The following is a 25546-nucleotide window of genomic DNA, read 5'->3' as shown; positions in this document are numbered from 1 at the left end:
GAAGAATTATGCGTAAACACCTAATTGTCGTAGCTACTGCTGCTATCGTTTCTTTACCAGCTTTCGCTAACACTCCATACGTAGCAGTAGAGCTTGCAGCAGGTTCATACAACACATCTGTCACGGACGCAGAAGATAAAATGGTCGCCGACAAACTTGATAATGCAGGCTCATTCGCTATCAAAGCAGGCAGCTACGTAAACGACGACGTACGTGTGTACGGTTACCTACAATACAACGGCGAAAACGAGCTAACCATTACCGATCCAATCGAAAATGAGCAAGTGAAGTTCAATTTAGAAGGCTACCAATTCGGTGTGGGTTCAGATTATGTTTACCGCATCGACAATAGCTTTTACGTTCTAGCAGGTGGCTCTCTGGGCTTTTACCAAAGTGAACTAGAGACAAGTGTGACTATCTCTGGTTTTGGCACGGGTACGACGACTAGCAAAAACTCAGGCCTAACTTACGGTCTTAACGCAGGCTTAGGCTATATGTTCACCGACCATTTTGGCATGGAAGCAGGCTACCGTTTCAACTACTACTCAGGTAATGAGCATAAAGTGAGCGACGAACCACTGGCTAAGTTCAGCTCTTCTAATCAAGGCTACATCAACGCGACTTACAAATTCTAATCGCTGTAAAACTCGGTGCGTTACCCCTAGCGCACCGAGTTTCTCATTATTGATACAGGGGCACTAAGTTAGCTAGGAATCTATAAGTCACAGGAATATTTTTGTAGAATGCGCGGCGTCTTTTTGTTCCCCAAATACCTCTATGAATCTACTCGATCAGGCTAAACAAAGCGGTAAACACATCGCTATAGCCGACCTAATCTATGACCCTATTCATAAAACGCTGACAAATAACCAGCAAGAAATTGCATTGGAACCACGCAATGTGGCGCTATTAGAAGTCTTGTTAGCTAACGTTGGTGAACCAACGTCCATCGAACACTTCATCGATCAGGTATGGGGCAATCAGTATATTTCTAAAAATGTCGTCACTAATCGCATAAGCCTATTGCGTAACTTGTTCAGAGAAAATGTCCCTGGCATCGATTCAACCAAGCTCATTGTGACCTACCCTAAACGTGGTTATTACATCCCAAATTGCCATGTTCAATTAATAGAGAAGTCACACACTCTTTTGCCTCTGAAAGAGGAAAACAAGAGACACTCCAAACCGTCAAAGAGGGTAACTGCCTGCACCGCTCTTATTATCGCTTGTGTGGTTGGCCTCGCAACCCTAGTGAATACTTACTTTGATGTAAAAGTCGAGTCAAAAGGTCAGGCTTTGTACGTTCCTCAAGTACGTCTGTTGCTTGATCAGATCTCTTCTTCTCAGCCATCTACTCAGCACGATGCACTTAAACTCAAAGTGCTTTTTCTCCATGCATACAGCCACTCTCCCTACATCCATTTGGCGAACATGCGCTCGCCAAGCTACTACTTAATGAGTCTGAGCGAATATCATCATTTTCCTGGTTCAGATGCCCTGAATGATTCCGATTACAAACTCACATTTAACCTGATAAAGGATAAAGATGTCAGCGATAAACTGGAAGTCATCCTGAATCATTCGGTTTCAGCACGGGTCGCATGGCGAAATCTATATACGTTGAAGACCAGCAACCTATTGGAGACGGTCAATAAAATCAATGCTGATTTAACGGAGTATTTCAAGCTGCCGACGCCAATCATGCAGATCGAACACAAGCTACAAACCCGTCTTAGTCCACTTACTGAGATTGATTTTGACCGTCTGGTAGATCAGCAGATGAGCGGAGCTGAAATCAGTTTCTATACTCGAGAATTGCTGTTCAGTGCCCAGTCGTCAGATGCGCTGAGAAAGTGGATCAATAAAGTAAAACAAACCACGCCAACGCCGTCTCCAGAATTACATATGCTACTTGCATTACTCACTTATCGCGCTGGAGACATTGAAAAAAGCCTACAGATGCTGCAAAGAGAGTATGTAGCAGAAATACCGAGCAACGCTTTGATCTTATTGCTTCAAGCCAATATTAGCCGTAAGAAACGCAACATTGATCAATACTTGAGCAACTACCTAAAGGCAACAGCGGCTCTAACAAGTAGTGTGCCAGCCAAGCAAGTTTTGGCTCACTATACGAGTGAAAACAGGCCAGCCGCCTGCTTAGATTTATGGAAAAATGCGCTCTCAAACATTGACTATATCCAGATGCCAGACAGCATTCTTTGGCAGGCAGTAGAACGGTTTTGTTCGCCTATAGATGGCGCATAAATGGCAAAGCCCAGTATAAGAACTGGGCTTTGTCAGGATGCACAAAAAAGGCTGCCACTAGCAGCCCTTTCAGAGTCAGTTAGCACGCACTAACCTTGAGTCACTAACTGCGCCATCATCTCAATATGCAAATCATCGTCATTGAGGCAAGGAATATAGGTAAATGTTTCACCACCATTCTCGGTGAAAATCTCACAACACTGCTCAGCCAGTTCTTCCAGTGTTTCCAAACAATCGACAGAAAATGCAGGCGCAAGAATATCGAGCTTCTTAATACCTTTACTAGGCAGTGTTTCCAAGGTCTTGTCCGTATAGGGCTGTAACCACTCTTCACGACCAAAACGAGACTGGTAAGTCATACCGATTTGATTGGGTGCCAATCCTAACTCACGCGCAAGAAGCGTGGTGGTGACGTCACAATGCTGTGGGTAGATATCACCGTTATCCGCATAGCGCTTAGGAATTCCATGGTAAGAACACAGCAGGTAGTCACCTTTGCCGTTTTCTTGCCAAGAACGTTTTACGCTCTCTGCCAATGCTTTGATGTACAAAGGATGATCATGATAATCACGAATGAACCGATAACTTGGTACAACGGGCATCTTTTTAAATGCTTTGGTCAATCCATCCGAGACTGCCGCCGTCGTTGTACCTGAATACTGAGGGTATAGAGGTAGGACGATCACCTCTTCAACACCTTGCTCAAGTAGAGCCTCCAAACCTGTTTGTAGGCTAGGGTTACCATAAGTCATACCAAGTTCAACAGGCATATCAATTAAAGCTTTTAGCTTCTCTGCTTGTTTTTTCGAATAGACCATTAACGGTGAGCCCTGCTCCATCCAAACTGACTGGTACAACTTGGCTACTTTAGGTGCACGAACAGGCAAGATAACACCATGCAAAATTGGACACCACAACCAGCGAGTCATATCGACCACTCGTTTGTCATGGAGGAACTGACCCAAAAACTGCTTTACTGCTGGGGCCGTTGCTTCATCAGGGGTACCAAGGTTGACCAATAATACGCCTTGTCTCTTATTGTTTTGCATAGCTTCCTATCAATCCTAAAAGGGATATTTACGTAGTTAAGATCTTGATAGATCAACGAATAAACATAAAAAAAGCGACCCAACTTGGGTCGCTTTAACTATAACAAATTTTCAAAATTCGCTGTTAGCTATTTATGCTAGCGCTTTCTCGATATCAGCACTTACTTCAGCAACTTGCTTAGTACCATCGAATTTAAGGTATTTAGTGTTACCCGCTTCTGCTTCTTTACCGTAGTACTCGATTAGTGGCGCAGTTTGATCATGGTAGACACCTAGACGAGCACGTACTGTCTCTTCTTTGTCGTCATCACGAACAACAAGGTCTTCACCAGTTACGTCATCTTTACCTTCAACTTTAGGCGGGTTGTAAACAACGTGGTACGTACGACCAGAAGCAAGGTGAGCACGACGGCCTGCCATACGCTCAACGATAACATCATCGGCAACGTCAAATTCGATAACGTAATCTACCGCTACGCCCATTTCTTTTAGACCGTCAGCCTGAGGGATAGTGCGTGGGAAGCCATCTAGTAGGAAACCTTTTTCGCAGTCATCTTGAGCGATGCGCTCTTTGATTAGACCAAGGATGATTTCATCAGAAACTAGCTGACCAGCGTCAATAACAGCTTTAGCTTGCTTACCAAGCTCTGTACCTGCTTTGATAGCAGCACGTAGCATGTCACCAGTAGAGATTTGCGGAACACCGTATTTTTCCATGATGAAATTTGCTTGTGTGCCTTTACCTGCACCTGGAGCACCTAGAAGAATGATGCGCATGTTGAATCCTCTTAAGATAATGATGATTTATACCGAAGCTCACTATGGTGTCGTAAATCACACAGCCTTAGCTCACGGTAAGTTTCGGTATAACTGTTATTACAGTTAACAATAAAACAGGCGTGCACATTACACGCCCGCTCGTTTGGTTTCAAGAATGCATTCTATCATACAATTTAAAACCAAAGCGCGAATTACGACTAAAGAATGCTTAAACACTCACATTTGCCGCTTATTTAACGCGCTTCATTCACGATTAAAGCAATTAAGCTAAAAAGCCCGCAAGATGCGAGCTTTTTACCAATTTTCAGCTATTAGCCCTTAGTCAAAAGCGCATTAATTGCACCTAAGAATTGAGATGGATCTTCCATTGAACCACGTTCAGCTAACATCGCTTGGCCAAGTAGAAGTTCAACCCAACGGCCAAAGGCTTCTTCGTCTGCTTCATCAGCCATACGCTTAACCAAGGTATGTTCAGGGTTAATTTCGAAGATGTACTTCACTTCTGGTGCGGCTTGACCTGCGGCTTCCAGCAGTTTGGCCATCTGCGTACCCATTTCAAAATCGTCAGTCACTACAACGGCTGGCGTTGTTGCTAGCTTAAAGGTGGTACGAACCTCCTTAACGCGATCGCCTAAGTACTCTTTAGTACGTTCAACAACTGACTTGAACTCTTCCTCGGTTTCTTTGTGTTTCTCTTTCTCAGCTTCATCTTCAAACTTGCTAAGATCTAGACCCGCCTTTGTGATCGACTGGAACTGCTTACCATCAAATTCGGTGAGGTAGTTCATCAGCCACTCATCAATACGGTCAAACATGAGAATGACTTCGATGCCTTTAGAACGGAACTGTTCTAAGTGTGGGCTATTCTTAGCCGCAGCATAACTATCCGCAGTCAAGTAGTAGATCTTATCTTGGCCCTCTTTCATGCGCTCAATGTATGACGCAAGGCTAACGGTCTGTTCAGAGGAGTCCACTTCCGTCGAAGCAAAACGCAACAAGGCCGCAATTTTTTCTTTATTGCTGAAGTCTTCTGCTGGGCCTTCTTTTAGGACCAAGCCAAACTCTTTCCAGAATGATTGATACTTTTCTTCATCATTCTTAGCCATGCGCTCTAGCATAGTTAGAACACGCTTAGTACAAGCATTGCGCAGAGACTGAGTCACTTTGTTGTCTTGTAGGATTTCACGCGATACGTTGAGTGGCAGATCGTTGGAATCTATGAGGCCGCGTACGAAACGTAGGTACGATGGCATAAACTGCTCGGCGTCATCCATGATGAATACACGCTGTACATACAACTTCAGACCAGACTTGTGGTCACGGTTCATCATATCCCAAGGCGCTTTAGCAGGGATATAAAGTAAACTTGTGTAGTCGTTTTTACCCTCAACACGGTTGTGGCTCCATGTTAGAGGATCGGCAAAATCGTGAGAAACGTGCTTGTAGAACTCTTGATACTCTTCTTCAGAAATATCGGATTTATTGCGAGTCCAAAGTGCTTGAGCCTTGTTGATCTGCTCCCATTTTTTCTCACCAGTTTCTTTACCTTCATCATCACGAACTGACGTTTGAATCGCAACAGGGATACCAATGTGATCAGAATACTTACTGATCACTTCACGCAGACGCCATTCGTTTAGGAACTCTTTACCTTCTTCTCGCATATGAAGAACGATATCTGTACCGCGAGTTTCTTTGGTGATGTTTTCGATGGTGTACTCACCTTCACCCGCTGAGTGCCATTGAACCGCTTGGTCACTCGCTAGGCCAGCTGCGCGAGTACGAACCGTGACAGCATCAGCAACGATAAATGCAGAGTAAAAGCCAACACCGAATTGACCAATTAATTGAGAATCTTTCGATTGATCTTCTGAAAGCTTAGAGAAAAACTCAGCGGTGCCAGATTTCGCGATGGTGCCTAGATGCTCGATGACATCCTCACGGCTCATACCAATACCGTTATCTGAGATCGTTAAGGTATTCGCTTCTTCATTAAAAGAAAGTTTCACGCCAAGTTCAGCGTCACCTTGGTACAAGTCTGGATTTGACAGTGCTTGAAAGCGCAGTTTGTCAGAAGCGTCAGACGCATTAGAAATCAGCTCGCGAAGGAAAATCTCTTTGTTTGAATAAAGAGAATGAATCATCAAATGAAGTAGTTGTTTTACCTCAGACTGAAAACCGCGAGTTTCTTTGTTTTGTGTTACTGTTTCGCTCATGATAACTCCATAAGTTCTATAGTTATCAAGCCACTACCCTAATGAAAAAAAGAGTAATTTGGCCCAAATCTGTCAGTTAACATGAGGGTGACAAATGTAAATTCAAGGTCAAGAATCATAAAAACAGTGTTTTTTTATCTCAATCTTTACTATCCTTGCACTCTCTAAAAATCAAAAAATCTAAACTAGAGTAATTTTGGACTAGTCTTAGAAAGCGCCTTACTTGAATAACTGTCTGAAACTTAAATTAAATGGCCATCATTAATGAGTAATATAGGTACTAAGTTTAATCTTGCGAACAGATTTACTTTTGATCCCAATACAAACTCCCTCACAGACAAGGAATGCGAAAACGAACTGATTCGTTTAGGGAGCAACGAAAGCCGGATTCTTCTTTTACTTTGTGAAAAACCAAGTGAAATCGTCTCGCGTAATGATTTACACGATTTCGTATGGCGTAAACAAGGCTTCGAAGTCGATGATTCAAGCCTAACGCAAGCCATTTCTACACTACGCAAGCTTCTCAAAGACTCAACCAAGTCACCAATGTTCGTTAAAACGGTGCCAAAACGCGGTTACCAGCTAATCTGCTCGGTAGAACGTACAACGCCATTGATGAGTGGTGTTAACGAAGTTGAACAACCTGCGGTTTCAATGGAAGACGTAGAAATACCTCTTCAGCAAGCTTCTGAACCTGTAATTGATACAGAGCTTATTTCTGCAGAACCTCAATTAGAAGCACCTATTCCAGCGCCTGAAGTAACGAAATCTTCAAGCTTAATCGCCAAGGTGTTGGTCGCACTCGCTCTGCTATTGCCACTGTGCGTTATTTTATTTACTAACCCAAGTGAATCAAAATTCCGTCAACTTGCTGTTTATGACAATACTCCAGTTAAAACGCCACTTAATCATCCTGATTTAAGTCGTTGGTACCCGTCAATTGAGCAGTGTGTGAAAAAGTACAATGAAACACATACTAACGAGCTTGCGCCAGTCGAAGTCATTGCCACAGGTGGTCAGAATAATCAGTTGGTTCTCAACTACATTCATTCTCTGGATAACTCAGGTGAGAACGTGACATTACGTATCTTCGCTGAGCAACAAGATCTCAGTAAAGTTTGCCAATAGGAACCACCAAGATGAATCAGAAAATTGCAGCAGGCCTACTTATTCTGTCAGCGGTATTTAGTGGTTGGCTTTACTGGGGAAGTGACCTCAAAGTAGAGCAAGTGCTAACTTCAAATGAGTGGCAGTCAAAAATGGTTACTGTTATCGCGGCAAAGATTCCCGATGACTCAGTGGGGCCTTTACGTAAAGCGAATGTCGTATCTAACGTTAAGTATCTGCCAAACAATACTTATATTCGTGTAGCTACAGTGCGTCTCTATGGTAACGACACTGAAAATGAAAGCATTATCAACATTTCAGAGACAGGCACTTGGGACATCAGCGATAACTACTTACTCGTCTCTCCGACCGAGTTTAAAGATGTCTCTTCGGCGCAAAGTAAAGACTTTACCGAAGATCAGCTAAGTCTGATTACTCAGTTGTTTAAAATGGACGCACAGCAAAGTCGCCGTATCGATATTGTGAACGATAAAACATTACTTCTGACTAGCTTAAGTCACGGTTCTACGGTACTTTTCACCAACTAAACAATAAAACAAAGGGGCATGACGCCCCTTTTTTCTAAGCATCACATGGATTGGATAAACACTGTTGGACTATTTGTTGGCTCTCTGATTGCTAACACTCTCGCCTCACTCTCTGGCGGAGGCGCTGGACTACTTCAGTTCCCATTACTGATATTCTTGGGTCTACCTTTCTCTATTGCTCTAGCAACCCATAAGATTGCCAGTGTTGCGCTCGGCATTGGAGCTGCCTATACCCATATCAAACACAAAAGCTTTAATTACAAGGTTGCGTTATATCTGGTTATCGTCGGTAGCTTAGGCGTCATTATCGGTGCGAATATTGTTCTTCTCATCCCAGAGCAAATCGCGGAGACCGCTCTCGGTCTGATGATACTCGCTCTAGGAATCTACTCTCGGTTTAAGCCACAACTCGGCCAGCAAGAGCTCCACCGCAACCGTCATTACCTCGGCTGGGCGCTAGGTGGGATTGGTTTGATGGTCATCGGCGTTATCAACGGTTCACTGACCGCGGGTTCTGGTCTCCTAGTGACTATTTTTCTTGTTCGTTGGTTTGGATACAGCTATAAACAAGCCGTTGCGTTAACCATGTTATGTGTTGGTTTATTCTGGAATGGGATTGGGGGTATCGCTATGATTCACGCAGGTGCTCCCGTTTACTGGCCTTGGTTACCCGCTTTGCTGTTAGGCTCGTTTATTGGTGGTGGGCTAGGTGCCTACCTGACGACCCGTGTGAACAATCGCGTAATCAAGCTGTGTTTTGAGCTGCTTACCTTTGCTGTCGGCATTAAATTAATTATCTAGAGGGAAGGACCATGCAAAAGGCCAATATTAATATCTACTACTGCCGTCAGTGTAACTGGATGCTACGTTCTACTTGGCTCAGTCAGGAGTTACTGCATACCTTTAGTGAAGAGATTGAGTCACTCACTCTTCACCCTGATACAGGCGGACGATTTGAGATCCACTGCAATGGAAAGATGATTTGGGAACGTAAGCGAGACGGCGGTTTTCCGGAAGCTAAAGTACTTAAACAACGCGTCAGGGATCTGATCGACCCTGAGCGCGATCTTGGTCATTCTGATTCTAAGTAACGACGTTCAACTAACATCAACGGCGTCATTAACGTGGCGCTATCGTTGTTTGCATCATCACTTGATTGTCAAATGTCATGACTTTCAATTGAGAGTCGTCAAGCATGCCATAGCTTGCTGCGTAACCTTGCCGAGGAAAGGTTGCAGAACCAGGATTAAAGATATACTGATCGCCATCTAACTCAGCAACCGGAATATGGCTGTGCCCGTGAACAATCACATCTCCAACCTTTAGTGGCGGTCGATTAGCAGCGTTGTATAAGTGGCCATGCGTTACAAATAGGCGTTGACCGCTTTCCAACATAACCCATGCGTAATCCATCATCATGGGAAACGACAGTAGCATCTGATCCACTTCACTATCACAATTACCGCGGACAGCAATGATTTGCTTAGCATACTGATTAAGCCGTTCACTCACTTGCTGTGGGTTATATCCTTCTGGCACAGGGTTGCGGGGACCATGATTTAACGTGTCCCCCAGCAAAAATAAGGTTTGCGCGCCCGATTGTTCAAACGCATCCAAGACAAGTTCGGTTGCAGGTAAAGAACCATGCAGGTCAGAGGCAAAAAAGAGTTTCACGACATCATCTCCTCAAAAATACGCTGCAGATTCTACTCCCTGAGACCCAATTAGTCATCTCTGACCATGCCGTTTATCACTATGTTATTGTAGCTGACCATACCAATCACTTTGCCTTGTTCAATAACGGGAGCACGGCTGATACCAAAACGTTCAAACAAGCGAGCGCAATACTTCACATTCATGTCAGGAGAAACAGACAGCGCGGGTTTGGTCATAATTTCGTAAATATTCGTTCGTTCAGGCGAACGGTTCTGAGCGAGTACCTTCTTGGCGATGTCATTCATCAACACTACTCCGTACTCATCCTCATCGTTACGTTTGTCGACCACCAGCGCTTTCACTTCATGGCTGCGCGCTAGTTGAATCCCCTCTTTAACCGTAGTTAAGCCATCCACAATGACATAGTTGCTAGTCATTACATCACGCACTCTGACTTTCACATGGTCTCTCATATCTCATCCTCCACTACCTTAGTCAGTTTTTCTACTTGGTGGGCAACGCCTACCGCATCTTCTATGTCTATCTGTATCGCAATACCCTGTCCGGATGCCTGATCAAATTCTCCCACCTCGTTAATCGTCTCCAAGATGTGCCTTGATAAGTGTTCTTCAACCACAAAGAGTAATACGTCCTTTTGGACATCTAGGGTTAAACCGAAAAAAGTCCTTTTTTGATTTAGTCCCTCACCACGAGCATTATTTATCACTGTCGCCCCTGTTGCCCCAGCCTTTCGAGCGGCGTCCAGTACAACATTTGTTTTACTATCTTCAACAAATGCAACGAGTAATTTAAAGCGCATTTTCTTTGTCCTCCTGCTCAGTACCTTTATTGAGCCACTGAGTGATTTGTGCGTATCCCATGACCGAGATCATCGGAAATAAACTAGCAAAAGCAATTAGTCCAAACCCATCTATCATTGGACTTCGTCCCGGTACAGTTGAAGCAAGCCCTAACCCTAACGCTGCCACTAAAGGAACGGTAACCGTGGATGTCGTCACCCCGCCTGAATCGTATGCAAGGGGAATGATTAATTGGGGCGCGTAGAAGGTTTGAATAACGACAATGATGTAACCAGCAATGATGTAATAGTGAATAGGATCTCCAACTACAATGCGATAGCTTCCCAACGCGATACCAAATGCAACCCCTAGCGCAACCGCAATTCTCAAACCGTTGACGCTAATACTGCCCCCCGAGACCTGATTGGCTTTTATTGCCACCGCGATTAAAGAGGGTTCGGCTATGGTCGTGCTAAACCCGATAAAGAATGCGAACAAATAGACCCAGTAGTAGTCAATCCACTCAATTTGCTCGCCAACCGAGACACGAAACTCAGCAATAAAATTTGGCTCAGTTAGCTGGGTTGCCATGGTTTCACCCAGTGGGAATAAGGCAAAATCAAGGCCGATGAGAAACAGAGACAATCCAAGAATGACATAGAAGAAACCCAAAATAACCTTAGGCAAGTTGTTAACTGGTCGTCTCAATACCGCAAACTGAAAACCAAATATTATCGTCGCAATAGGCACAACATCACTTATGGTACCGATGAAAACGTCAATAAAGTGGGACCATTCGATCATGCGATCACCATTCCGTAGACCATAACGAACATCATGGGAAGTAGAGATGCAAACGCGATTAAACCAAATCCATCAATCATCGGATTACGTCCTTTAATTGCTGATGCAAGCCCCACCCCTAAAGCCGTAACCAGAGGTACAGTAATCGTAGAAGTGGTCACACCGCCAGAGTCGTAAGCAACGCCTATAATGCTTTGAGGCGCAAACATGGTCAGAACCACGACTCCAATGTAACCACCGATGATCATGTATTGAATCGGCCAGCCTTTCAGAATTCGAAGGACACCAAGTAAAATCGCTATACCGACAGAAAGCGCAACGGTGTAACGCAATCCATTCGCATAATCTTCCATCGCTTGCTCTTGGTGGGCAATCATACCGCCTTCCGCGGCCACTTCGGCAGCTTCATCAGCAACAGCGGTAAGTGCAGGCTCTGCGACGGTAGTACCAAAACCCAAACAAAAAGCAAAAGCCAGCAACCAAAACACACTGCCTTTGCGAGCAAATGCCTGAGCCATCGTCTCCCCTATAGGAAAGAGCCCCATTTCCAAACCAAAAATGAAGAAGGTCAGACCGAACACCACCAGCACTAAGCCAAATAGGATTGAAACTAAATTCGGTAAGGGTTCCTGTAATACCACCAGTTGAAAGAAAGCAATTACAACCACAATAGGCATTAAATCCCTGAGACTTCCAAGTAGCGCCTTAGCTAACGCTATCATTGCCTGCACATAACCTCCTGTCAGTCGGTGCTATATCCCTACTTATTAGCATGACAAACAAATACGACTTCGGATGTGATTGCCGCGACGTAGAGGAATAGAAAGGTAACAAAATGTTAAAATTGTGATATTGATACATGTGATCACTTTTCATGCTAAGTCGCTATAATTAGTAACAATAGTTGTCTATGGTAAAACCTAATCGAGGTTGCCATGAATCATAAAAGGATAAGGAATGAAGGTACTGCTCACAGGTGGGACAGGCTTTATTGGCCGAGAACTCCTCAAACACTTAACCACCCATGAGATTGTACTGCTTACTCGCGACCCCAAAAGGGCAAAAGAGAAGCTCAGCCACACCGATATGGGCAACGTGACCTACGTAACGACCCTAGATCGCTTTCAACACCTCAACGATTTTGATGCGGTAATTAACTTAGCGGGTGAACCCATCGCGGATAAACGTTGGAGTAAAACGCAGAAAGGCATTATTTGTGACAGTCGCTGGTCATTAACAGAGCATTTAGTTGAATTGATTCATGCCAGCACAAATCCCCCAGACGTATTGATCAGTGGTTCTGCGGTGGGCTATTACGGCGATCAGCAAGAACACCCTTTCGATGAATCTCTGCACGTCTCCGATCGTGGATTTCCTCACCATGTGTGTAGCAAGTGGGAACAAATAGCCAATCGCGCGCGTTCCGAAATGACGCGTGTCTGTATTCTTCGCACTGGTGTCGTGCTAGCCCCGCAAGGCGGTGCACTGCTTAAAATGCTGCCACCCTATCGATTTGGTTTAGGTGGTCCTCTCGGGAGTGGACGCCAGTATATTCCGTGGATTCATATGCTAGACATGGTGAGAGGAATCATCTATTTACTCGAAACCCCTCACGCACATGGTGAGTTTAACTTCTGTGCACCGCATCCGGTGACAAACAAACTGTTTAGTCAGACTCTGGCTAAAACCTTAAAGCGCCCTCACCTATTACGGACACCTAAATGGTTGATCTCCTTAGCGATGGGTGAAAGCTCCGTGTTGTTGTTTGACAGTATTCGAGCCAAACCTAAAAAATTGACCGAACTGGGTTTTCATTTTAGCTATTCACGTATTGAACCAGCGCTAAAAAATCTGTTACAACACCAAGAGTAATCCAGTACTCTAAAATTAACTATCGCTCAACTTATTACTTGAAATGCAAAAATCCATTCTCATTACCGGTTGCTCAACAGGCATTGGTTATACGTGTGCACATGCCTTACACAAGCGCGGTTATCAAGTCATCGCCTCTTGTCGTAAACAAGCTGACGTTGAGAGGTTACGCTCCGAAGGGCTGACTTGTCTGCAACTTGATCTCAATGACAGCAACAGCATCAAGCTCTCCGTCAAACAAACTTTGGAGCTAACCGATGGGAAGCTCGACGCGTTATTCAATAATGGTGCGTATGGTCAACCGGGAGCGTTGGAAGATCTGCCTACTGACGGATTACGTGAGCAATTCGAGAGTAACTTTTTCGGTTGGCATCAGTTAGTATGTGAAATCTTACCCACAATGCGCCGCCAAGGTTCAGGAAGAATCATTCAGAACAGCTCCGTACTCGGATTTGCAGCCATGAAGTACCGAGGTGCTTACAACGCATCTAAATTCGCACTTGAAGGTTGGAGTGATACATTACGCTTAGAGCTCAAAGGCAGTAACATTCATATCAGTCTTATTGAACCTGGTCCTATCGAAACTCAATTTCGAGCCAATGCCTTAAAGGCATTCCAGCGCTGGATTACCATTGAATCAAGTGTCCATCAAGAGCAATATCAGCAACAAATGTCTCGGCTTGATAGTCAAAGTTCAAACAATGCTTTTGTCTTACCAGCCGACGCATGTGTTGCTCCTCTCATCCATGCCCTTGAAGCAAACAAACCAAAGATTCGTTATCGAATTACTACCCCGACCAAAGTTTTTGCCGTCCTCAAACGGATTCTGCCTACTCGACTGTTGGATAGAATATTGTGGCATGCCGCGTAAAATAACTAACGCTGTTGTCATGATTTCGTAACATTGAGACTCTATATTGAAGCTTGGGGAAACCCTTATACAGATTTTGCCAATGCTACATTCGGAATAACTCAATGTCTTTAATACAGTTAAACTGGCTGAGTGTGGGAGTTGCACTAACGTTGTTTATCGTTTTATAGATACCCTTCGCTTGCCCGTTTGGGAAACAAGAACACCGCCTACGCTAGGCGGTGTTCTTGTTTTCGCCACGAGATATTTCAACTCGTTAACTTGAACTCAGCCTGTCACGCCCATATCTTGTCTATACAGACCATGTTGCAAGGAAACCTTACATGCAATCACCATATATTGTTGAGCTCAATGAGCAGAACTTCCGCCAAGTACTTGAAGAATCAATACAAACACCTGTGCTTATTCACTTCTGGGCGCCAATGAGCCAAGAGAGTTCACAAGTGATACCTGAACTGCAAACACTTGCCCAACAATATAACGGCGCATTTACTCTGGCCCTGCTTAACTGTGAACAAGAACAGATGATTGCAAGTCAGTTTGGCGTTCAAACCTTGCCTACGATTGCACTGTTTATGAATGGTCAACCCGTTGATGGACTGGGCGGCCCTCAGCCTATTTCAGCAATCCAAGAGATGCTGACTAAACACCTGCCAAGCCAAGACGAACGCAACCTACAACAAGCATTTGAGTGGATCCAAGCAGGTAACCATGCACAAGCTCTACCGCTATTAGAATCATTAGATGCAACGATTCAACAAAAAGGCGACGTTAAGTTGGCTCTTGCAGATTGTTACATTGAAGGAAAAGATTACCAACAAGCGAGAGCGCTGCTTGACCACATCCCCCTTGAATACCAAGACAACTACTACAAAGGCTTAATTGCCAAACTCGATCTGCAAGCCCAAGCTGCAAATAGCCCTGAGATCCAGTTGCTGGAACAAGCGCTAGAAGCAGATCCAAACGATTTAAAGCTTACCAACGAACTCGCGCTCAGCTACCATCAGGTGAACAGAGATGAAGAAGCGCTTGAATTGCTTATGTCAGCACTAAAGGGCAACCTGAATGCTCTTGATGGTGAAATTAAAAAATCATTTATGGATATTCTTGCTGCTTTGGGACAGGGAAATACAGTCGCAAGTAAATACCGCCGTCAATTGTATTCAATGTTATATTAGTTCCTTCTAAATCATGAACTTAAAGCCGGTTATACCGGCTTTTATTTTGTCAAAATTCGCCTTAAGTTCTCATTTATGCCATTGTTTCAGTCGTTCAATTAAGCAACAATTATAAAACGACTCTCATAAGGAACTCTAATATGGCTATTGATTCATTGATTACTATCGGCGTCTTCATCTTCGTCGCCATTGCCTTAGTGGTGGCAGGCGTAAAAACTGTCCCTCAAGGCAATAACTGGACGGTTGAGCGCTTTGGACGTTATACACATACCCTAAAGCCAGGTCTTAACTTAATCATTCCGTTAATCGATCAAGTTGGCCATAAAATCAACATGATGGAGCGAGTGTTGGATATCCCCGCACAAGAGGTCATCTCCAAAGATAACGCCAATGTCACTATTGATGCAGTTTGTTTCGTCCAAGTTATTGATGCCTCGCAGGCTGCCTATGAAGTTAACGATCTCGAACATGCCATCCGTAATCTGACCCTGACAAACATCCGTACAGTGCTAGGCTCAATGGAACTCGATGAAATGCTTAGCCAGCGCGACATGATCAACACCAAGTTACTGGCAATCGTTGATGAAGCAACTAATCCTTGGGGTGTAAAAGTAACCCGTATTGAAATCAAAGACGTACAACCACCCGCCGATCTAACCGCAGCGATGAACGCGCAGATGAAGGCAGAGCGTAACAAACGCGCGGAAGTACTTGAAGCTGAAGGGGTTCGACAAGCAGAAATCTTGCGCGCAGAAGGTCATAAACAATCTGAGATTCTTAAAGCTGAGGGCGACAAACAAGCCGCTATACTTCAAGCAGAAGCTCGTGAACGTGCTGCCGAAGCGGAAGCTCGTGCGACCACTATGGTTTCTGAAGCGATCGCCAAAGGCGACATGCAAGCCGTCAATTACTTCATTGCTCAAGGTTATACCGAGGCTTTAAAATCAATTGGTCAGGCAGAAAACGGCAAGATTATCATGTTGCCTCTCGAAGCCGCTGGCTTGATGGGTTCGATTGCTGGTATCGCTGAAATGTTTAATCACAACAAACCGACAGACAAATAGAGGTTCAATTGCTGGAATTACTTGAAACTGTGAACTACTGGCATTGGCTAGCCTTGGGGCTTGCGCTGCTCGCTTGTGAACTGCTCGGCACCGCTGGCTACTTACTTTGGTTAGGTCTGTCCGCAATGGTAGTTGGGGCTCTGCTGACTCTGATACCCATGAGCTGGCAGTTGCAGTGGGTCTCGTTTGGCGTATTTTCCTTGGTAACTACATGGCTATGGTGGCGCAGGCAATTTAAATCAGATCGAGCATCCGATGACAACCGCGAACTCAACCAAAAAAGTAAGCAGTTAGTAGGTCAAACTTTTGTCCTTGATGAAGATTTCCCTGCGGGTAAAGGTCGAGTAAAAGTGGGTGATACGACTTGGACAGCTCGATCTGAAGTTGCCATTGGTGCAGGTTCTACAGTCGAAATCACCCAACTAAATGGAATTATTTTGACGATTAGAAAAAAAATTTAACCACATATATGGCTCTCAAAGTAAAATAGAGAGCCATAACACCGACTATCCTCAATCCTTCCCCAAAACATACCCCTATATCAGTAGGTTAATTATTAATCACAAAAAATTAAGTACATTACATTTCATCCAAGCTAAAACCTTTCATTCTAAAGCAGATATAACTCTTAATAATTAAGTTATTTAATTTCATACCTTTATTAATTAACTACAACAAATAACTATTAGTTATTTATCTCTTAAAATTAAAATCCAGCTAACAACTTTTGATCTTTATGCTTATTTATACATACTAAATATATCTCAATTTAGTGAGATGAGTCGCATTTAAAGGAGTTTGTTATGAAAGTTTTAGCTATTATCGCTTTGGCATTTGCACCTCTATTCGCTTCAGCAGAGGCACCTGAAATAGGAGCAGGTGTATCAGGCCCATATGTAGACTGCCAATTGCCAGACGGTTCCATGACCTATACCCCACATTTAGTATGCAAAAATAAAGGTGGTAAACAGATATAATAATTTAAGGAGGATTTTTCCTCCTTAAATATTCACATTATGACAAATACAGCAATTCAAAGAATATCCAATAGATCCACACCAACTTTCATCATATAATTGTCATTTGATATCTATAGTTATGGACTGACAATGAAATTAAATAAATTATTAGCTGTTAGCTGCGGTTTAATTGCTCCACTCACTTTTGCAGATGTAAACATTGACATTCCAAGAGATGTTCAGATCTTAGTCATCAATGGTGAGGATGCTGGATATTCTAGCTTTGGTTTTGACTATAAAGACAACTTACAACTAAATGATGGTATTAACCAGATTGTATTTCGAATTTCAAAAGTGGTGAATGAAAGTGGAAATAAATCAACCAAATTTAAATCTAAACCTTTGGTTGCCACTTTCGAAAGTTCTGATAGTCAACTAAGTTTAGAAGTACCCGATTTAAAAACACTCCAGTCTGGTTCAGACTTCGATAGTAACCCAAACTTTGAAATTAGTACTAAAAGCGGTAAGTTAGAATATTTCAAACAAGGTCAACTAAGAACTCTTGCAACATTTGGTTCTGATTTTGTTCAGGCTACTGAAAATTTCAACAAGAGTAGTGAACCAGCTAGCTTAGCACATCTGGCTTCAACATCAATTCAATCAAGTAAAGTGACAGCTCCGCTTCCAGAGAAAACAACTTCTTCGAATGAAAAGGTGAATACCGATTTGAAATCTCTATTTTTAAATAAGTCTTATCAAGAAAAGCAAGAATTTCTCTCTTGGGCTATTAAAAACATGTAATGACATTAGATAAAATAAAAGCTGCCATTAGGCAGCTTTTATTTTATCTTTATTTCAGAGTATCAAAATGAAAAACACTTAAGCCTTCAACCACACGTGCATGTTATTTATTCTGTAAACAAAAAAGGCTAGCCGAAAGGCTAGCCAATAGAAAAGAGTAGTAGATATACGATGTCTTAATTAGAAGTAGTATTCCATACCTACGCGCCAGCCAAGATCAGATTCTGAACCTGCTGCTGTTTCATCAGTTTTATGAACTAGACGTAGGTAAACAACTGCAGCTGGGTCGATTGAGTACATCGCCTGACCAGTGATTGCTGTTGTGTTACCTGTAGCTTTTACGCCATCAGTTTTAACATCAGAGTTAGCTGCGTAGTTAAGGTTAAATGTCCAGTGCTCAACGCCAGTGTAGTAGGCACCTAGCTTAATAGCATCCTGAGTTTTTTTGTTGTAACCAGGAGTTGCTGTTGTGTTTTCGTTTGCAGCATCAGCTTGGATTTCTGCATTTAAGTATGCAGCGTGGAAACCCATGTTATCAAAGTCTAAGTTAACACCCGCAATATACGCGTTTGCTTCACCATAAACATCAGAACCAAGAGGACGATCATTGTTGTGCTCGTAAGCCGCTTTGAACGTTGCTACACCAGCAGTGAACTGTGCAGAACCACTGTATACGTTTGAACCTTCAATATCTTCCTCACCACGACCCACAGCAAGATCAAAGCTGAAACCACCTAAGTTAGCTGAATCGTAACGAATCATGTTTGGCTGACGGTCATAGTTTACGTTACCAGTGTTACCAGTAGTGAAACCAGCGCCTGAAGATTGGCCAGTGTAGCCATCGATAACTTCGAAAAGTGGAGTTAGAACGCGACCGAAGTAAAGTTTGCCACCTTGACCAAAGTCGAAGCCGCCGTATGTATCACGCACACCTAGACCACTGTTTGAGCCATCATCTTCGACGTTACCGCCTTCAAGTTGCCAAATAATTTTTGGGCCACGCTCGAACTGAGCTGCACCACGTACACCGATACGTGATTCATTGTCCATCACAATTGGCTTGTCTGCTGAAGAATCTGTATTTGCGTTTTGCGCAATAGAGATAGCGATTTGGCCGTAAAGGTCTACAGTTTCAGTCGCAGGCTTTGCTAGAGCAGAACCTGAGAACGCTACAGATGCTACCGCTGCACCTAGAAGAGTACGTTTAAACATTTTGTCCATGGAAAAACTCCTAAAAATGGATATAGCTGTCTTATTATCTTTCTCACCTTAAGTTGGCCGCCGAAGGGAGAAATCATTTCCTATCTGAGAGCTGCAAGTTAGTCATTAATTGTTAGCCCTCTATTTCCTGCATACACACCGTGTATCCATGGCTACAGACTAACTTCGCGGCGAAAAACATCAACCAGAACTTAATTTCCATATAAAAAAATATGACCAGCCACAAACTTTTATCAAACGAGTGATCTAGATCGACAAAAATCACCACCACTTATAAAAAACAAATATAAAAACATAAAAAACAAACACTTAGATATAAAAAGGTCAAAAATAGCATTGAAGTGCATCGCATTTTTTTGTCCAAAAAAGATAAATTTCAATTTTATTGACAAACTTCACAGACGCAAAAATACGCTCAACCTCAACAAAAACGCCCCATTAATTACAAACAAAAAAAAAGCCACCATAACGGTGGCTTTCATCATTTATTTCAGTGCTACATTAAGGCAATTAAGTCTGCTTCAGTGCGAATTTCCACACCCAGTTCCTGCGCCTTCGCGAGCTTAGAGCCGGCGTTGTCGCCAGCAAAAAGAATATCCGTTTTCTTAGATACGCTACCGGTCACTTTTGCACCAAGCCCTTCTAAGGCGGCTTTTGCATCCGTTCGCGTTAGCTGCGACAACGATCCAGTTAATACCACTATCTTGCCAGCCAAAGGTTGAGGAGCACTTGAATCTTTCGCTTCAACATCTGGCCAGTGAACACCTTGAGCACGCAGCTCATCTATCACCAGTTTGTTTTTATCCTGAGCAAAAAATGCCGTGATATGACTCGCAACAATTCCACCAATATCTTGAACTTCGATAAGTTCTTCATGACTCGCCGATTGCACCGCTTCCAATGATTTGAAATGTAGAGCTAGGTTTGCCGCCGTTGCCTCACCTACTTCACGGATCCCTAACGAATATAGGAATCGAGGTAATGTGGTTGCTTTGGCTTTCGATAACGCATCCACGACATTTTGCGCCGATTTTGGCCCCATTCGATCGAGCACGGTTATCACACCAGCAGATAGTTTAAACAGATCAGCAGGAGTTTCGACCATCTCGCGATCGACAAGTTGCTCGATGACCTTTTCACCTAAACCATCCACATCCAGCGCCTTTCTTGATACAAAGTGTTTAAGAGCTTCCTTACGTTGAGCCTGACACACTAAGCCGCCGCTACAACGAGCAACAGCTTCACCTTCGACACGCTCAACAGCGGAGCCACACACTGGACAAAGGGTTGGAAACACGATCTCTTGAGCGTTTTCCGGACGACGGTCTAAAACAATTGAGACAATCTGTGGAATAACATCGCCAGCTCGGCGAATGACAACACTGTCGCCAATTTTTACGCCTAGACGAGCGATTTCATCCGCGTTATGCAAAGTGGCATTGCTGACCGTAACACCACCGACAAAGACAGGTTCTAGTTTTGCTACTGGCGTAATGGCGCCAGTGCGTCCAACTTGGAACTCAACATCATTTAAAAGAGTAATTTCTTCTTGCGCAGGAAATTTGTAAGCAATGGCCCAACGTGGAGCTCTAGCGACGAAGCCTAGTTGCTCTTGGATAGCAATATCATCCACTTTGATCACGACGCCATCGATTTCATACGGCAGTTGATCTCGGCGATTTAGAATATCGCGATAGTAATCCTTAACTTGATCGAGATTTGCTACCCGTCGAGTCTCTGGACACATCGGCAGTCCCCAGCCTTTTAACTGGAGAAATCGCTCGTAATGACTTTCTGATAATGACATCCCCTCTACCACGCCCACGCTGTAGGCATAAAAGCTCAACGGGCGCTTAGCAGTAATACGAGAATCAAGCTGACGTAAACTGCCGGCTGCGGCATTGCGTGGATTAACAAAGACTTTGTCACCTTTCTTTAATGCCTGTTCATTGAGCTTGGCAAAACCTTCTTTAGGCATAAACACTTCACCACGCACCTCAAGTCGCTCCGGCCAGCCTTCTCCTTGTAACTTCAAAGGGATGGCTTTAATCGTGCGCACATTTTCCGTGATGTTTTCGCCAGTAGCACCATCACCGCGAGTTGCCGCTTGAACAAATAGGCCATTCACGTAGAGAAGACTCACCGCCAAGCCATCAAGCTTAGGCTCACAACAAAATGTGTCTATCTGAGTGCCAATGAGTCGATCAGACATACGCTTGTTAAACGCGTCAAGTTCACCATCATCGAATGCGTTGTCGAGAGATAGCATTGGGATCTCATGGCTGACAGAATCAAAGCCATCTAATGGAGCACCACCAACACGCTGGCTTGGAGAGTCAAGTGTTACTAAGTCAGGATGCTGGGCCTCTATGTCCATCAGCTCGCGCATCAAGCGATCATACTCGGCATCTGGAATTTCAGGACTATCCTCTACGTAATACTTTACACCGTGATAATGCAGACTTTCACGTAACTGGTTTAGTTTTTCTTGAATCTGTTGCGACATAACTAACTCTGATTTTTATCTAGTTTGAATCACAGACCGCATTGATATGCAGTACGGCAATTTAGTTGCCATGAAGTATGACCATGCCAGTACAAGTTATCAATAGCCTGAAGCTGTAATCAAAAATAATAAAGGCTCCATTAAGGAGCCTTTAAATTGGGGTTCGTGGTAACATCACTACGCTGTAGCGGCGGCCTTAAACTTTTGGATTTGAGCTTTGTAAGCATCGATACGATTTGGCGTCATTAAGTTTCTCGCATCGTCGAGTACATTCGCACCAAGATCGTCAGCAATTTGCTGTGCCGTTTTTAGCATCAGTTTGAAGTTTGGATCTGGGTCACCGTAACATGGCAGTGTCATAAAGAACGAGATGCCTTTTGTAGAAAACTCTGCAGGGTCATCATGCTGCAACGTCCCTGGTTGCATCATATTGGCAACGCTAAATAACACTTTTCCAGTCCCAGAAAGATCTGCATGTCGGTGGAAAATATCCATCTCACCGTAAATTAGGCCATTCTGCTGCATACTTTCAAACAGTTTCGTGCCAATAAAAGGCTCATCACCCGAGCAGTGCACATTAAGCACAATTACTTCTAATGGAGCTTCTTCAACACTGTCTGCTCCTTTAACTTCCGAAGCTTCAGATTCGGCAGCCATTTCGATGCTCGTGTCGGCAATCGGCTCAATCTCATCCAACACTTGAGTTGAAATGGATGGTACATCCAGTTCTAGCTCGTCTTCTCTCTTAGCTGGTTGCACAGGCTCTGCTTGCTCAAGATCTTGGTAACTATCAATCAACGGATCCGCTATCACTTCTTCCTGCGCAACAAATCCCGGCTCTTTACGCTCTTTTTTGATAATCTCGAAATCGTCTTCTGGAGCAAAGGCACGTTCAGGTACTACGTCCGACTCTTCATTTTCGACATCTAACTTACCAAGTGGCTTACTTCCAAACTTGGTCTTACCTTCTTTTTTACTTGTCCATAAACCATGGAACAAAAGAGCGGCAATCGCTAATGCTCCAACAATTATGAGTACAAATCGCAGTTCCTGCATGTTTAGCTCTCATTTGTTCAATAAGACAATGCGATAACATTGCTTAGATTGAATCTGTTTAAACCTATATCTAAGTTACTCTACCAAAACTCTAGCCCGTTTTAGAACAACTTAATGTTAGAAGTTCTGATAATGTTGTGATTTTGAACACGCTTTTTTCTTGATAAGATAGAATACGTTCGTTTTTAAACCACTAAAAATCACTATGAATACACATATTCGACAGCGTTCTGGATTTGGCTATTTCTTTCATGGCTTAGAATTAGCGCTCACTCCTGGCATTCGCCAGTTTGTTGTTTTACCCCTAATGGCCAATATCCTTCTGGTCGGTGGTGCCCTATTTTATCTTTTTTCTCACCTAGATATGTGGATTGAGCAGTTGCTAGGACAATTGCCAGAGTTTCTTTCTTGGTTGAGCTACCTTTTATGGCCTTTGCTTGTGCTCACTATACTGGCTACGTTTTCATACTTTTTTAGTACTCTAGCAAACTTCATCGCCGCTCCCTTTAATGGGCTTCTGGCTGAAAAAGTGGAAGTTTACCTCACTGGAGAAAAAGTTAACGACGATGGAATGCTCGCGGTAGTAAAAGATACACCAAGGATCCTAGCGCGTGAATGGCGCAAGTTGGTCTATGTCCTGCCAAAGGCGATTGGTTTATTTTTGCTCCTGCTCATCCCTGCTCTAGGCCAAACAATTGGCCCAATACTGTGGTTTATATTTACAGCTTGGATTTTAGCGATTCAGTATTGTGACTACCCGTTTGACAATCACAAAGTCTCCTTTAACGAGATGCGTTACAATTTGAAACAAAAACAAGGGAAGGCATATAGCTTTGGCGCACTGGTGTCGGTATTTACGACGATTCCTATCTTAAACCTAATCGTGATGCCCGTCGCTGTATGTGGTGCAACTTCGATGTGGGTATCGGAGTTCAAGAAATAGAGGCAAGAGATGGAATCATTATGTCTTTATTAAGGACAAGTTCAGTCACACCCGATGAACAAATGGTTCCATCACCTCACCCTTTCATATCATATAACTATTTAATCCTTTTCTCATTTTTCAAGCTGTCCTAATCTCTACCCAATAAATTATCTCCATACATACTTCTGTTTGGTAACTATCAAGCAGACCGAAACAAAGATGAAGGATCACACCATGAGCAAAATCTACGAAGACAATTCTCAAACTATTGGTAACACTCCTCTAGTACGCCTAAACAAAGTAAGTAACGGTAAGGTGTTAGCGAAAATCGAAGCACGCAACCCGAGCTTCAGCGTTAAATGTCGTATCGGTGCAAACATGATTTGGGAAGCAGAAAAGGCTGGTACTCTTAAACCAGGCGTAGAGCTTGTTGAACCAACGAGTGGTAACACTGGTATTGCTCTAGCCTTCGTTGCAGCAGCTCGTGGTTACAAGCTGACTCTTACAATGCCTGAGTCAATGAGTCTAGAACGTCGTAAGCTGCTAAAAGCTCTAGGTGCAAACTTAGAACTGACTGAAGCAGCAAAAGGGATGAAAGGCGCAATTGCTAAAGCAGAAGAAATTGTTGCTAGCAATCCTGATAAGTACTTGCTTCTTCAGCAATTCAACAACCCAGCAAACCCACAGATTCACGAAAAAACAACGGGACCAGAGATTTGGGATGCCACTGACGGTCAAATTGACGTATTCGTTGCGGGTGTTGGTACTGGCGGTACTATCACAGGTACGAGCCGTTACATTAAGGGCGAAAAAGGCAAGAACATTGTCTCTGTCGCGGTAGAGCCAGCTGAATCTCCAGTTATCGCTCAAGCGCTAGCGGGTGACGAAATCCAGCCTGCACCACACAAAATTCAGGGTATCGGTGCTGGTTTCATTCCAGGAAACCTCGATTTAGAGCTAATTGACCGTGTTGAAGCAGTAACTTCTGATGAAGCGATTGCGATGGCTCGTCGCCTAATGGAAGAGGAAGGTATCCTAGCGGGTATCTCTTCTGGTGCGGCAGTGGTTGCAGCCAACCGCCTTGCAGAACTTCCTGAATTTGAAGGAAAAACCATCGTTACTATCCTACCAAGCTCAGGTGAACGTTACTTGAGCACAGCCCTATTTGCAGGCATCTTTACTGAGAAAGAGAACCAACAGTAATATGTGTCGAAATCAATTTTTCGTCTAAAAAAGCCCCATTCAGGGGCTTTTTTGTTGATCCCTGCCTCACCTTTGGTAATATCAGGACTGTTTTATTTCTAGCTTCAAAATAAAAGCCAGATAAGAATTCATATCAATTGCGAATGACAGCAAAGATTGAAAGCGCAATTGTTAAATTTACAACCAGTATCACTTATGACACGAATTGAACGTTCTGCAACTAGCGGAATACTATAATTGGAGTTAAGCTGATTCTGGTTAAGAAACTATCAAAATATAAATCAATTGGGGTATATAACATGTACGAGAAGCAAGTAGAAATCACTGCAGAAAACGGCCTTCACACTCGTCCAGCTGCACAGTTCGTTAAAGAAGCTAAAGCATTCGACGCGGACATCACTGTGACTTCTAACGGCAAAAGCGCTAGCGCGAAGAGCCTTTTCAAGCTACAAACTCTTGGCCTAGTTAAAGGTACAGTAGTTTCTATCTCAGCTGAGGGCCCACAAGCTCAACAAGCTGTTGACCACCTAGTTGCTCTAATGGATCAACTACACTAATTCGGTCTCCTATTTTCAAAGCCATTTTGCCAACGCAAAATGGCTTTGTTGGAAATAGGCCAAAATATAAGCTACAACTATTCGTTAGCGCACTCATTATTCTCCCGT

The 25546-nt window shown here is 43.5% G+C and carries 27 protein-coding genes; 16 read left to right on the top strand and 11 right to left on the bottom strand.

The window, feature by feature from the left end; translation table 11 throughout:
* Positions 1-8 precede the first annotated feature (8 nt).
* The gene (locus ACQEXP_RS15335; protein ID WP_426970797.1) at positions 9-635 is read left to right on the top strand and encodes an outer membrane beta-barrel protein; all 627 of its coding nucleotides are present in this window, start codon (positions 9-11) and stop codon (positions 633-635) included.
* A 142-nt stretch (positions 636-777) separates the two neighbouring features.
* On the top strand, positions 778-2265 hold the full coding sequence (locus tag ACQEXP_RS15330) for a winged helix-turn-helix domain-containing protein (RefSeq protein ID WP_426970795.1): 1488 nt from the start codon (positions 778-780) through the stop codon (positions 2263-2265).
* 89 nt (positions 2266-2354) lie between these two features.
* Here ACQEXP_RS15330 and hemH read toward each other — a convergent pair whose 3' ends face one another.
* From hemH to htpG, 3 genes are all read right to left on the bottom strand, one after another.
* On the bottom strand, positions 2355-3314 hold the full coding sequence (gene hemH, locus ACQEXP_RS15325; protein WP_426970793.1) for a ferrochelatase: 960 nt from the start codon (positions 3312-3314) through the stop codon (positions 2355-2357).
* Positions 3315-3446: 132 nt separating this feature from the next.
* The gene (gene adk, locus ACQEXP_RS15320) at positions 3447-4091 is read right to left on the bottom strand and encodes an adenylate kinase (RefSeq protein ID WP_138973371.1); all 645 of its coding nucleotides are present in this window, start codon (positions 4089-4091) and stop codon (positions 3447-3449) included.
* Between the two features lie 314 nt (positions 4092-4405).
* The gene (htpG, locus tag ACQEXP_RS15315) at positions 4406-6310 is read right to left on the bottom strand and encodes a molecular chaperone HtpG (RefSeq protein ID WP_426970791.1); all 1905 of its coding nucleotides are present in this window, start codon (positions 6308-6310) and stop codon (positions 4406-4408) included.
* Positions 6311-6574: 264 nt separating this feature from the next.
* Between htpG and ACQEXP_RS15310 the strand changes: the two genes are divergently transcribed.
* From ACQEXP_RS15310 to ACQEXP_RS15295, 4 genes are read left to right on the top strand one after another with little or no spacing between them, the layout of a single operon-like run.
* Positions 6575-7438: a winged helix-turn-helix domain-containing protein gene (locus ACQEXP_RS15310; protein ID WP_426970789.1), complete on the top strand. Its 864-nt coding sequence runs from the start codon at positions 6575-6577 to the stop codon at positions 7436-7438.
* Between the two features lie 11 nt (positions 7439-7449).
* Complete coding sequence (locus ACQEXP_RS15305) at positions 7450-7965, top strand: regulatory protein ToxS (RefSeq protein ID WP_426970787.1); 516 nt, start codon at positions 7450-7452, stop codon at positions 7963-7965.
* 45 nt (positions 7966-8010) lie between these two features.
* A complete protein-coding gene (locus tag ACQEXP_RS15300; RefSeq protein ID WP_426970785.1) occupies positions 8011-8766 on the top strand; it encodes a sulfite exporter TauE/SafE family protein in 756 nt (251 codons plus the stop codon).
* Between the two features lie 11 nt (positions 8767-8777).
* On the top strand, positions 8778-9056 hold the full coding sequence (locus ACQEXP_RS15295) for a SelT/SelW/SelH family protein (RefSeq protein ID WP_138973376.1): 279 nt from the start codon (positions 8778-8780) through the stop codon (positions 9054-9056).
* Between the two features lie 28 nt (positions 9057-9084).
* Here the strand turns inward: ACQEXP_RS15295 and yfcE are convergent, their stop codons facing one another.
* From yfcE to ACQEXP_RS15270, 5 genes are read right to left on the bottom strand one after another with little or no spacing between them, the layout of a single operon-like run.
* On the bottom strand, positions 9085-9639 hold the full coding sequence (gene yfcE, locus ACQEXP_RS15290; RefSeq protein ID WP_426970784.1) for a phosphodiesterase: 555 nt from the start codon (positions 9637-9639) through the stop codon (positions 9085-9087).
* Between the two features lie 50 nt (positions 9640-9689).
* A complete protein-coding gene (locus ACQEXP_RS15285; protein WP_269378056.1) occupies positions 9690-10094 on the bottom strand; it encodes a CBS domain-containing protein in 405 nt (134 codons plus the stop codon).
* The gene (locus ACQEXP_RS15280) at positions 10091-10441 is read right to left on the bottom strand and encodes a P-II family nitrogen regulator (RefSeq protein ID WP_269378057.1); all 351 of its coding nucleotides are present in this window, start codon (positions 10439-10441) and stop codon (positions 10091-10093) included. Before ACQEXP_RS15280 ends, ACQEXP_RS15285 begins: the two co-directional genes overlap by 4 nt.
* Positions 10431-11225: a DUF1538 domain-containing protein gene (locus ACQEXP_RS15275; RefSeq protein WP_269378058.1), complete on the bottom strand. Its 795-nt coding sequence runs from the start codon at positions 11223-11225 to the stop codon at positions 10431-10433. The genes ACQEXP_RS15280 and ACQEXP_RS15275 overlap by 11 nt, the downstream gene beginning before the upstream one ends.
* Positions 11222-11956, bottom strand: a complete 735-nt coding sequence (locus ACQEXP_RS15270) for a DUF1538 domain-containing protein (protein ID WP_138973381.1) — start codon at positions 11954-11956, stop codon at positions 11222-11224. The genes ACQEXP_RS15275 and ACQEXP_RS15270 overlap by 4 nt, the downstream gene beginning before the upstream one ends.
* A gap of 226 nt (positions 11957-12182) precedes the next feature.
* Between ACQEXP_RS15270 and ACQEXP_RS15265 the strand changes: the two genes are divergently transcribed.
* From ACQEXP_RS15265 to ACQEXP_RS15235, 7 genes are all read left to right on the top strand, one after another.
* Complete coding sequence (locus ACQEXP_RS15265) at positions 12183-13097, top strand: TIGR01777 family oxidoreductase (RefSeq protein ID WP_426970782.1); 915 nt, start codon at positions 12183-12185, stop codon at positions 13095-13097.
* 43 nt (positions 13098-13140) lie between these two features.
* The gene (locus ACQEXP_RS15260; RefSeq protein WP_426970780.1) at positions 13141-13968 is read left to right on the top strand and encodes an SDR family oxidoreductase; all 828 of its coding nucleotides are present in this window, start codon (positions 13141-13143) and stop codon (positions 13966-13968) included.
* Between the two features lie 323 nt (positions 13969-14291).
* On the top strand, positions 14292-15146 hold the full coding sequence (locus tag ACQEXP_RS15255) for a co-chaperone YbbN (RefSeq protein ID WP_426970779.1): 855 nt from the start codon (positions 14292-14294) through the stop codon (positions 15144-15146).
* A gap of 140 nt (positions 15147-15286) precedes the next feature.
* Positions 15287-16210 (top strand): SPFH domain-containing protein, encoded by a 924-nt coding sequence (locus ACQEXP_RS15250; RefSeq protein ID WP_426970778.1) that lies wholly within the window; start codon positions 15287-15289, stop codon positions 16208-16210.
* An 8-nt stretch (positions 16211-16218) separates the two neighbouring features.
* A complete protein-coding gene (locus ACQEXP_RS15245; RefSeq protein ID WP_426970776.1) occupies positions 16219-16671 on the top strand; it encodes an NfeD family protein in 453 nt (150 codons plus the stop codon).
* Between the two features lie 342 nt (positions 16672-17013).
* Positions 17014-17187, top strand: coding sequence for a hypothetical protein (locus ACQEXP_RS15240; RefSeq protein WP_426970774.1), 174 nt, complete (start codon positions 17014-17016; stop codon positions 17185-17187).
* A 132-nt stretch (positions 17188-17319) separates the two neighbouring features.
* The gene (locus ACQEXP_RS15235; RefSeq protein ID WP_426970772.1) at positions 17320-17970 is read left to right on the top strand and encodes a YccT family protein; all 651 of its coding nucleotides are present in this window, start codon (positions 17320-17322) and stop codon (positions 17968-17970) included.
* Positions 17971-18150: 180 nt separating this feature from the next.
* Here ACQEXP_RS15235 and ACQEXP_RS15230 read toward each other — a convergent pair whose 3' ends face one another.
* The 3 genes from ACQEXP_RS15230 to zipA form a co-directional block, all read right to left on the bottom strand.
* Complete coding sequence (locus tag ACQEXP_RS15230) at positions 18151-19191, bottom strand: porin (protein WP_426970771.1); 1041 nt, start codon at positions 19189-19191, stop codon at positions 18151-18153.
* A gap of 496 nt (positions 19192-19687) precedes the next feature.
* Positions 19688-21697 carry an NAD-dependent DNA ligase LigA gene (ligA, locus tag ACQEXP_RS15225; RefSeq protein WP_426970769.1) on the bottom strand — a complete coding sequence of 670 codons (2010 nt, stop codon included), beginning with the start codon at positions 21695-21697 and terminating at the stop codon, positions 19688-19690.
* A gap of 177 nt (positions 21698-21874) precedes the next feature.
* Entirely contained in the window at positions 21875-22753 is an 879-nt protein-coding gene (gene zipA / locus ACQEXP_RS15220; protein ID WP_269378068.1) for a cell division protein ZipA, read from the bottom strand.
* A 205-nt stretch (positions 22754-22958) separates the two neighbouring features.
* Between zipA and cysZ the strand changes: the two genes are divergently transcribed.
* The 3 genes from cysZ to ACQEXP_RS15205 all read left to right on the top strand — a co-directional run bounded on the left by cysZ (position 22959) and on the right by ACQEXP_RS15205 (position 25438).
* Positions 22959-23696, top strand: coding sequence for a sulfate transporter CysZ (cysZ, locus tag ACQEXP_RS15215; protein ID WP_426970766.1), 738 nt, complete (start codon positions 22959-22961; stop codon positions 23694-23696).
* Positions 23697-23912: 216 nt separating this feature from the next.
* The gene (gene cysK / locus ACQEXP_RS15210) at positions 23913-24881 is read left to right on the top strand and encodes a cysteine synthase A (protein WP_269378070.1); all 969 of its coding nucleotides are present in this window, start codon (positions 23913-23915) and stop codon (positions 24879-24881) included.
* 299 nt (positions 24882-25180) lie between these two features.
* Positions 25181-25438: an HPr family phosphocarrier protein gene (locus ACQEXP_RS15205; protein ID WP_004415108.1), complete on the top strand. Its 258-nt coding sequence runs from the start codon at positions 25181-25183 to the stop codon at positions 25436-25438.
* Positions 25439-25546 lie beyond the last annotated feature (108 nt).

The organism is Vibrio sp. TRT 1302, assembly GCF_050113875.1.
Lineage (GTDB): Bacteria > Pseudomonadota > Gammaproteobacteria > Enterobacterales > Vibrionaceae > Vibrio.
Note: the sequence above shows the minus strand (reverse complement) of the source record. Positions and strands in the feature narration are given on the sequence as shown.

Coding starts and splice junctions, on each gene's coding strand:
- ACQEXP_RS15335 (WP_426970797.1), top strand. CDS start 9: ATGCGTAAACACCTAATTGTCGTAGCTACTGCTGCTATCGTTTCTTTA.
- ACQEXP_RS15330 (WP_426970795.1), top strand. CDS start 778: ATGAATCTACTCGATCAGGCTAAACAAAGCGGTAAACACATCGCTATA.
- hemH (WP_426970793.1), bottom strand. CDS start 3,314: ATGCAAAACAATAAGAGACAAGGCGTATTATTGGTCAACCTTGGTACC.
- adk (WP_138973371.1), bottom strand. CDS start 4,091: ATGCGCATCATTCTTCTAGGTGCTCCAGGTGCAGGTAAAGGCACACAA.
- htpG (WP_426970791.1), bottom strand. CDS start 6,310: ATGAGCGAAACAGTAACACAAAACAAAGAAACTCGCGGTTTTCAGTCT.
- ACQEXP_RS15310 (WP_426970789.1), top strand. CDS start 6,575: ATGAGTAATATAGGTACTAAGTTTAATCTTGCGAACAGATTTACTTTT.
- ACQEXP_RS15305 (WP_426970787.1), top strand. CDS start 7,450: ATGAATCAGAAAATTGCAGCAGGCCTACTTATTCTGTCAGCGGTATTT.
- ACQEXP_RS15300 (WP_426970785.1), top strand. CDS start 8,011: ATGGATTGGATAAACACTGTTGGACTATTTGTTGGCTCTCTGATTGCT.
- ACQEXP_RS15295 (WP_138973376.1), top strand. CDS start 8,778: ATGCAAAAGGCCAATATTAATATCTACTACTGCCGTCAGTGTAACTGG.
- ACQEXP_RS15285 (WP_269378056.1), bottom strand. CDS start 10,094: ATGAGAGACCATGTGAAAGTCAGAGTGCGTGATGTAATGACTAGCAAC.
- ACQEXP_RS15280 (WP_269378057.1), bottom strand. CDS start 10,441: ATGCGCTTTAAATTACTCGTTGCATTTGTTGAAGATAGTAAAACAAAT.
- ACQEXP_RS15275 (WP_269378058.1), bottom strand. CDS start 11,225: ATGATCGAATGGTCCCACTTTATTGACGTTTTCATCGGTACCATAAGT.
- ACQEXP_RS15265 (WP_426970782.1), top strand. CDS start 12,183: ATGAAGGTACTGCTCACAGGTGGGACAGGCTTTATTGGCCGAGAACTC.
- ACQEXP_RS15260 (WP_426970780.1), top strand. CDS start 13,141: ATGCAAAAATCCATTCTCATTACCGGTTGCTCAACAGGCATTGGTTAT.
- ACQEXP_RS15255 (WP_426970779.1), top strand. CDS start 14,292: ATGCAATCACCATATATTGTTGAGCTCAATGAGCAGAACTTCCGCCAA.
- ACQEXP_RS15250 (WP_426970778.1), top strand. CDS start 15,287: ATGGCTATTGATTCATTGATTACTATCGGCGTCTTCATCTTCGTCGCC.
- ACQEXP_RS15240 (WP_426970774.1), top strand. CDS start 17,014: ATGAAAGTTTTAGCTATTATCGCTTTGGCATTTGCACCTCTATTCGCT.
- ACQEXP_RS15235 (WP_426970772.1), top strand. CDS start 17,320: ATGAAATTAAATAAATTATTAGCTGTTAGCTGCGGTTTAATTGCTCCA.
- ACQEXP_RS15230 (WP_426970771.1), bottom strand. CDS start 19,191: ATGGACAAAATGTTTAAACGTACTCTTCTAGGTGCAGCGGTAGCATCT.
- ligA (WP_426970769.1), bottom strand. CDS start 21,697: ATGTCGCAACAGATTCAAGAAAAACTAAACCAGTTACGTGAAAGTCTG.
- zipA (WP_269378068.1), bottom strand. CDS start 22,753: ATGCAGGAACTGCGATTTGTACTCATAATTGTTGGAGCATTAGCGATT.
- cysZ (WP_426970766.1), top strand. CDS start 22,959: ATGAATACACATATTCGACAGCGTTCTGGATTTGGCTATTTCTTTCAT.
- cysK (WP_269378070.1), top strand. CDS start 23,913: ATGAGCAAAATCTACGAAGACAATTCTCAAACTATTGGTAACACTCCT.
- ACQEXP_RS15205 (WP_004415108.1), top strand. CDS start 25,181: ATGTACGAGAAGCAAGTAGAAATCACTGCAGAAAACGGCCTTCACACT.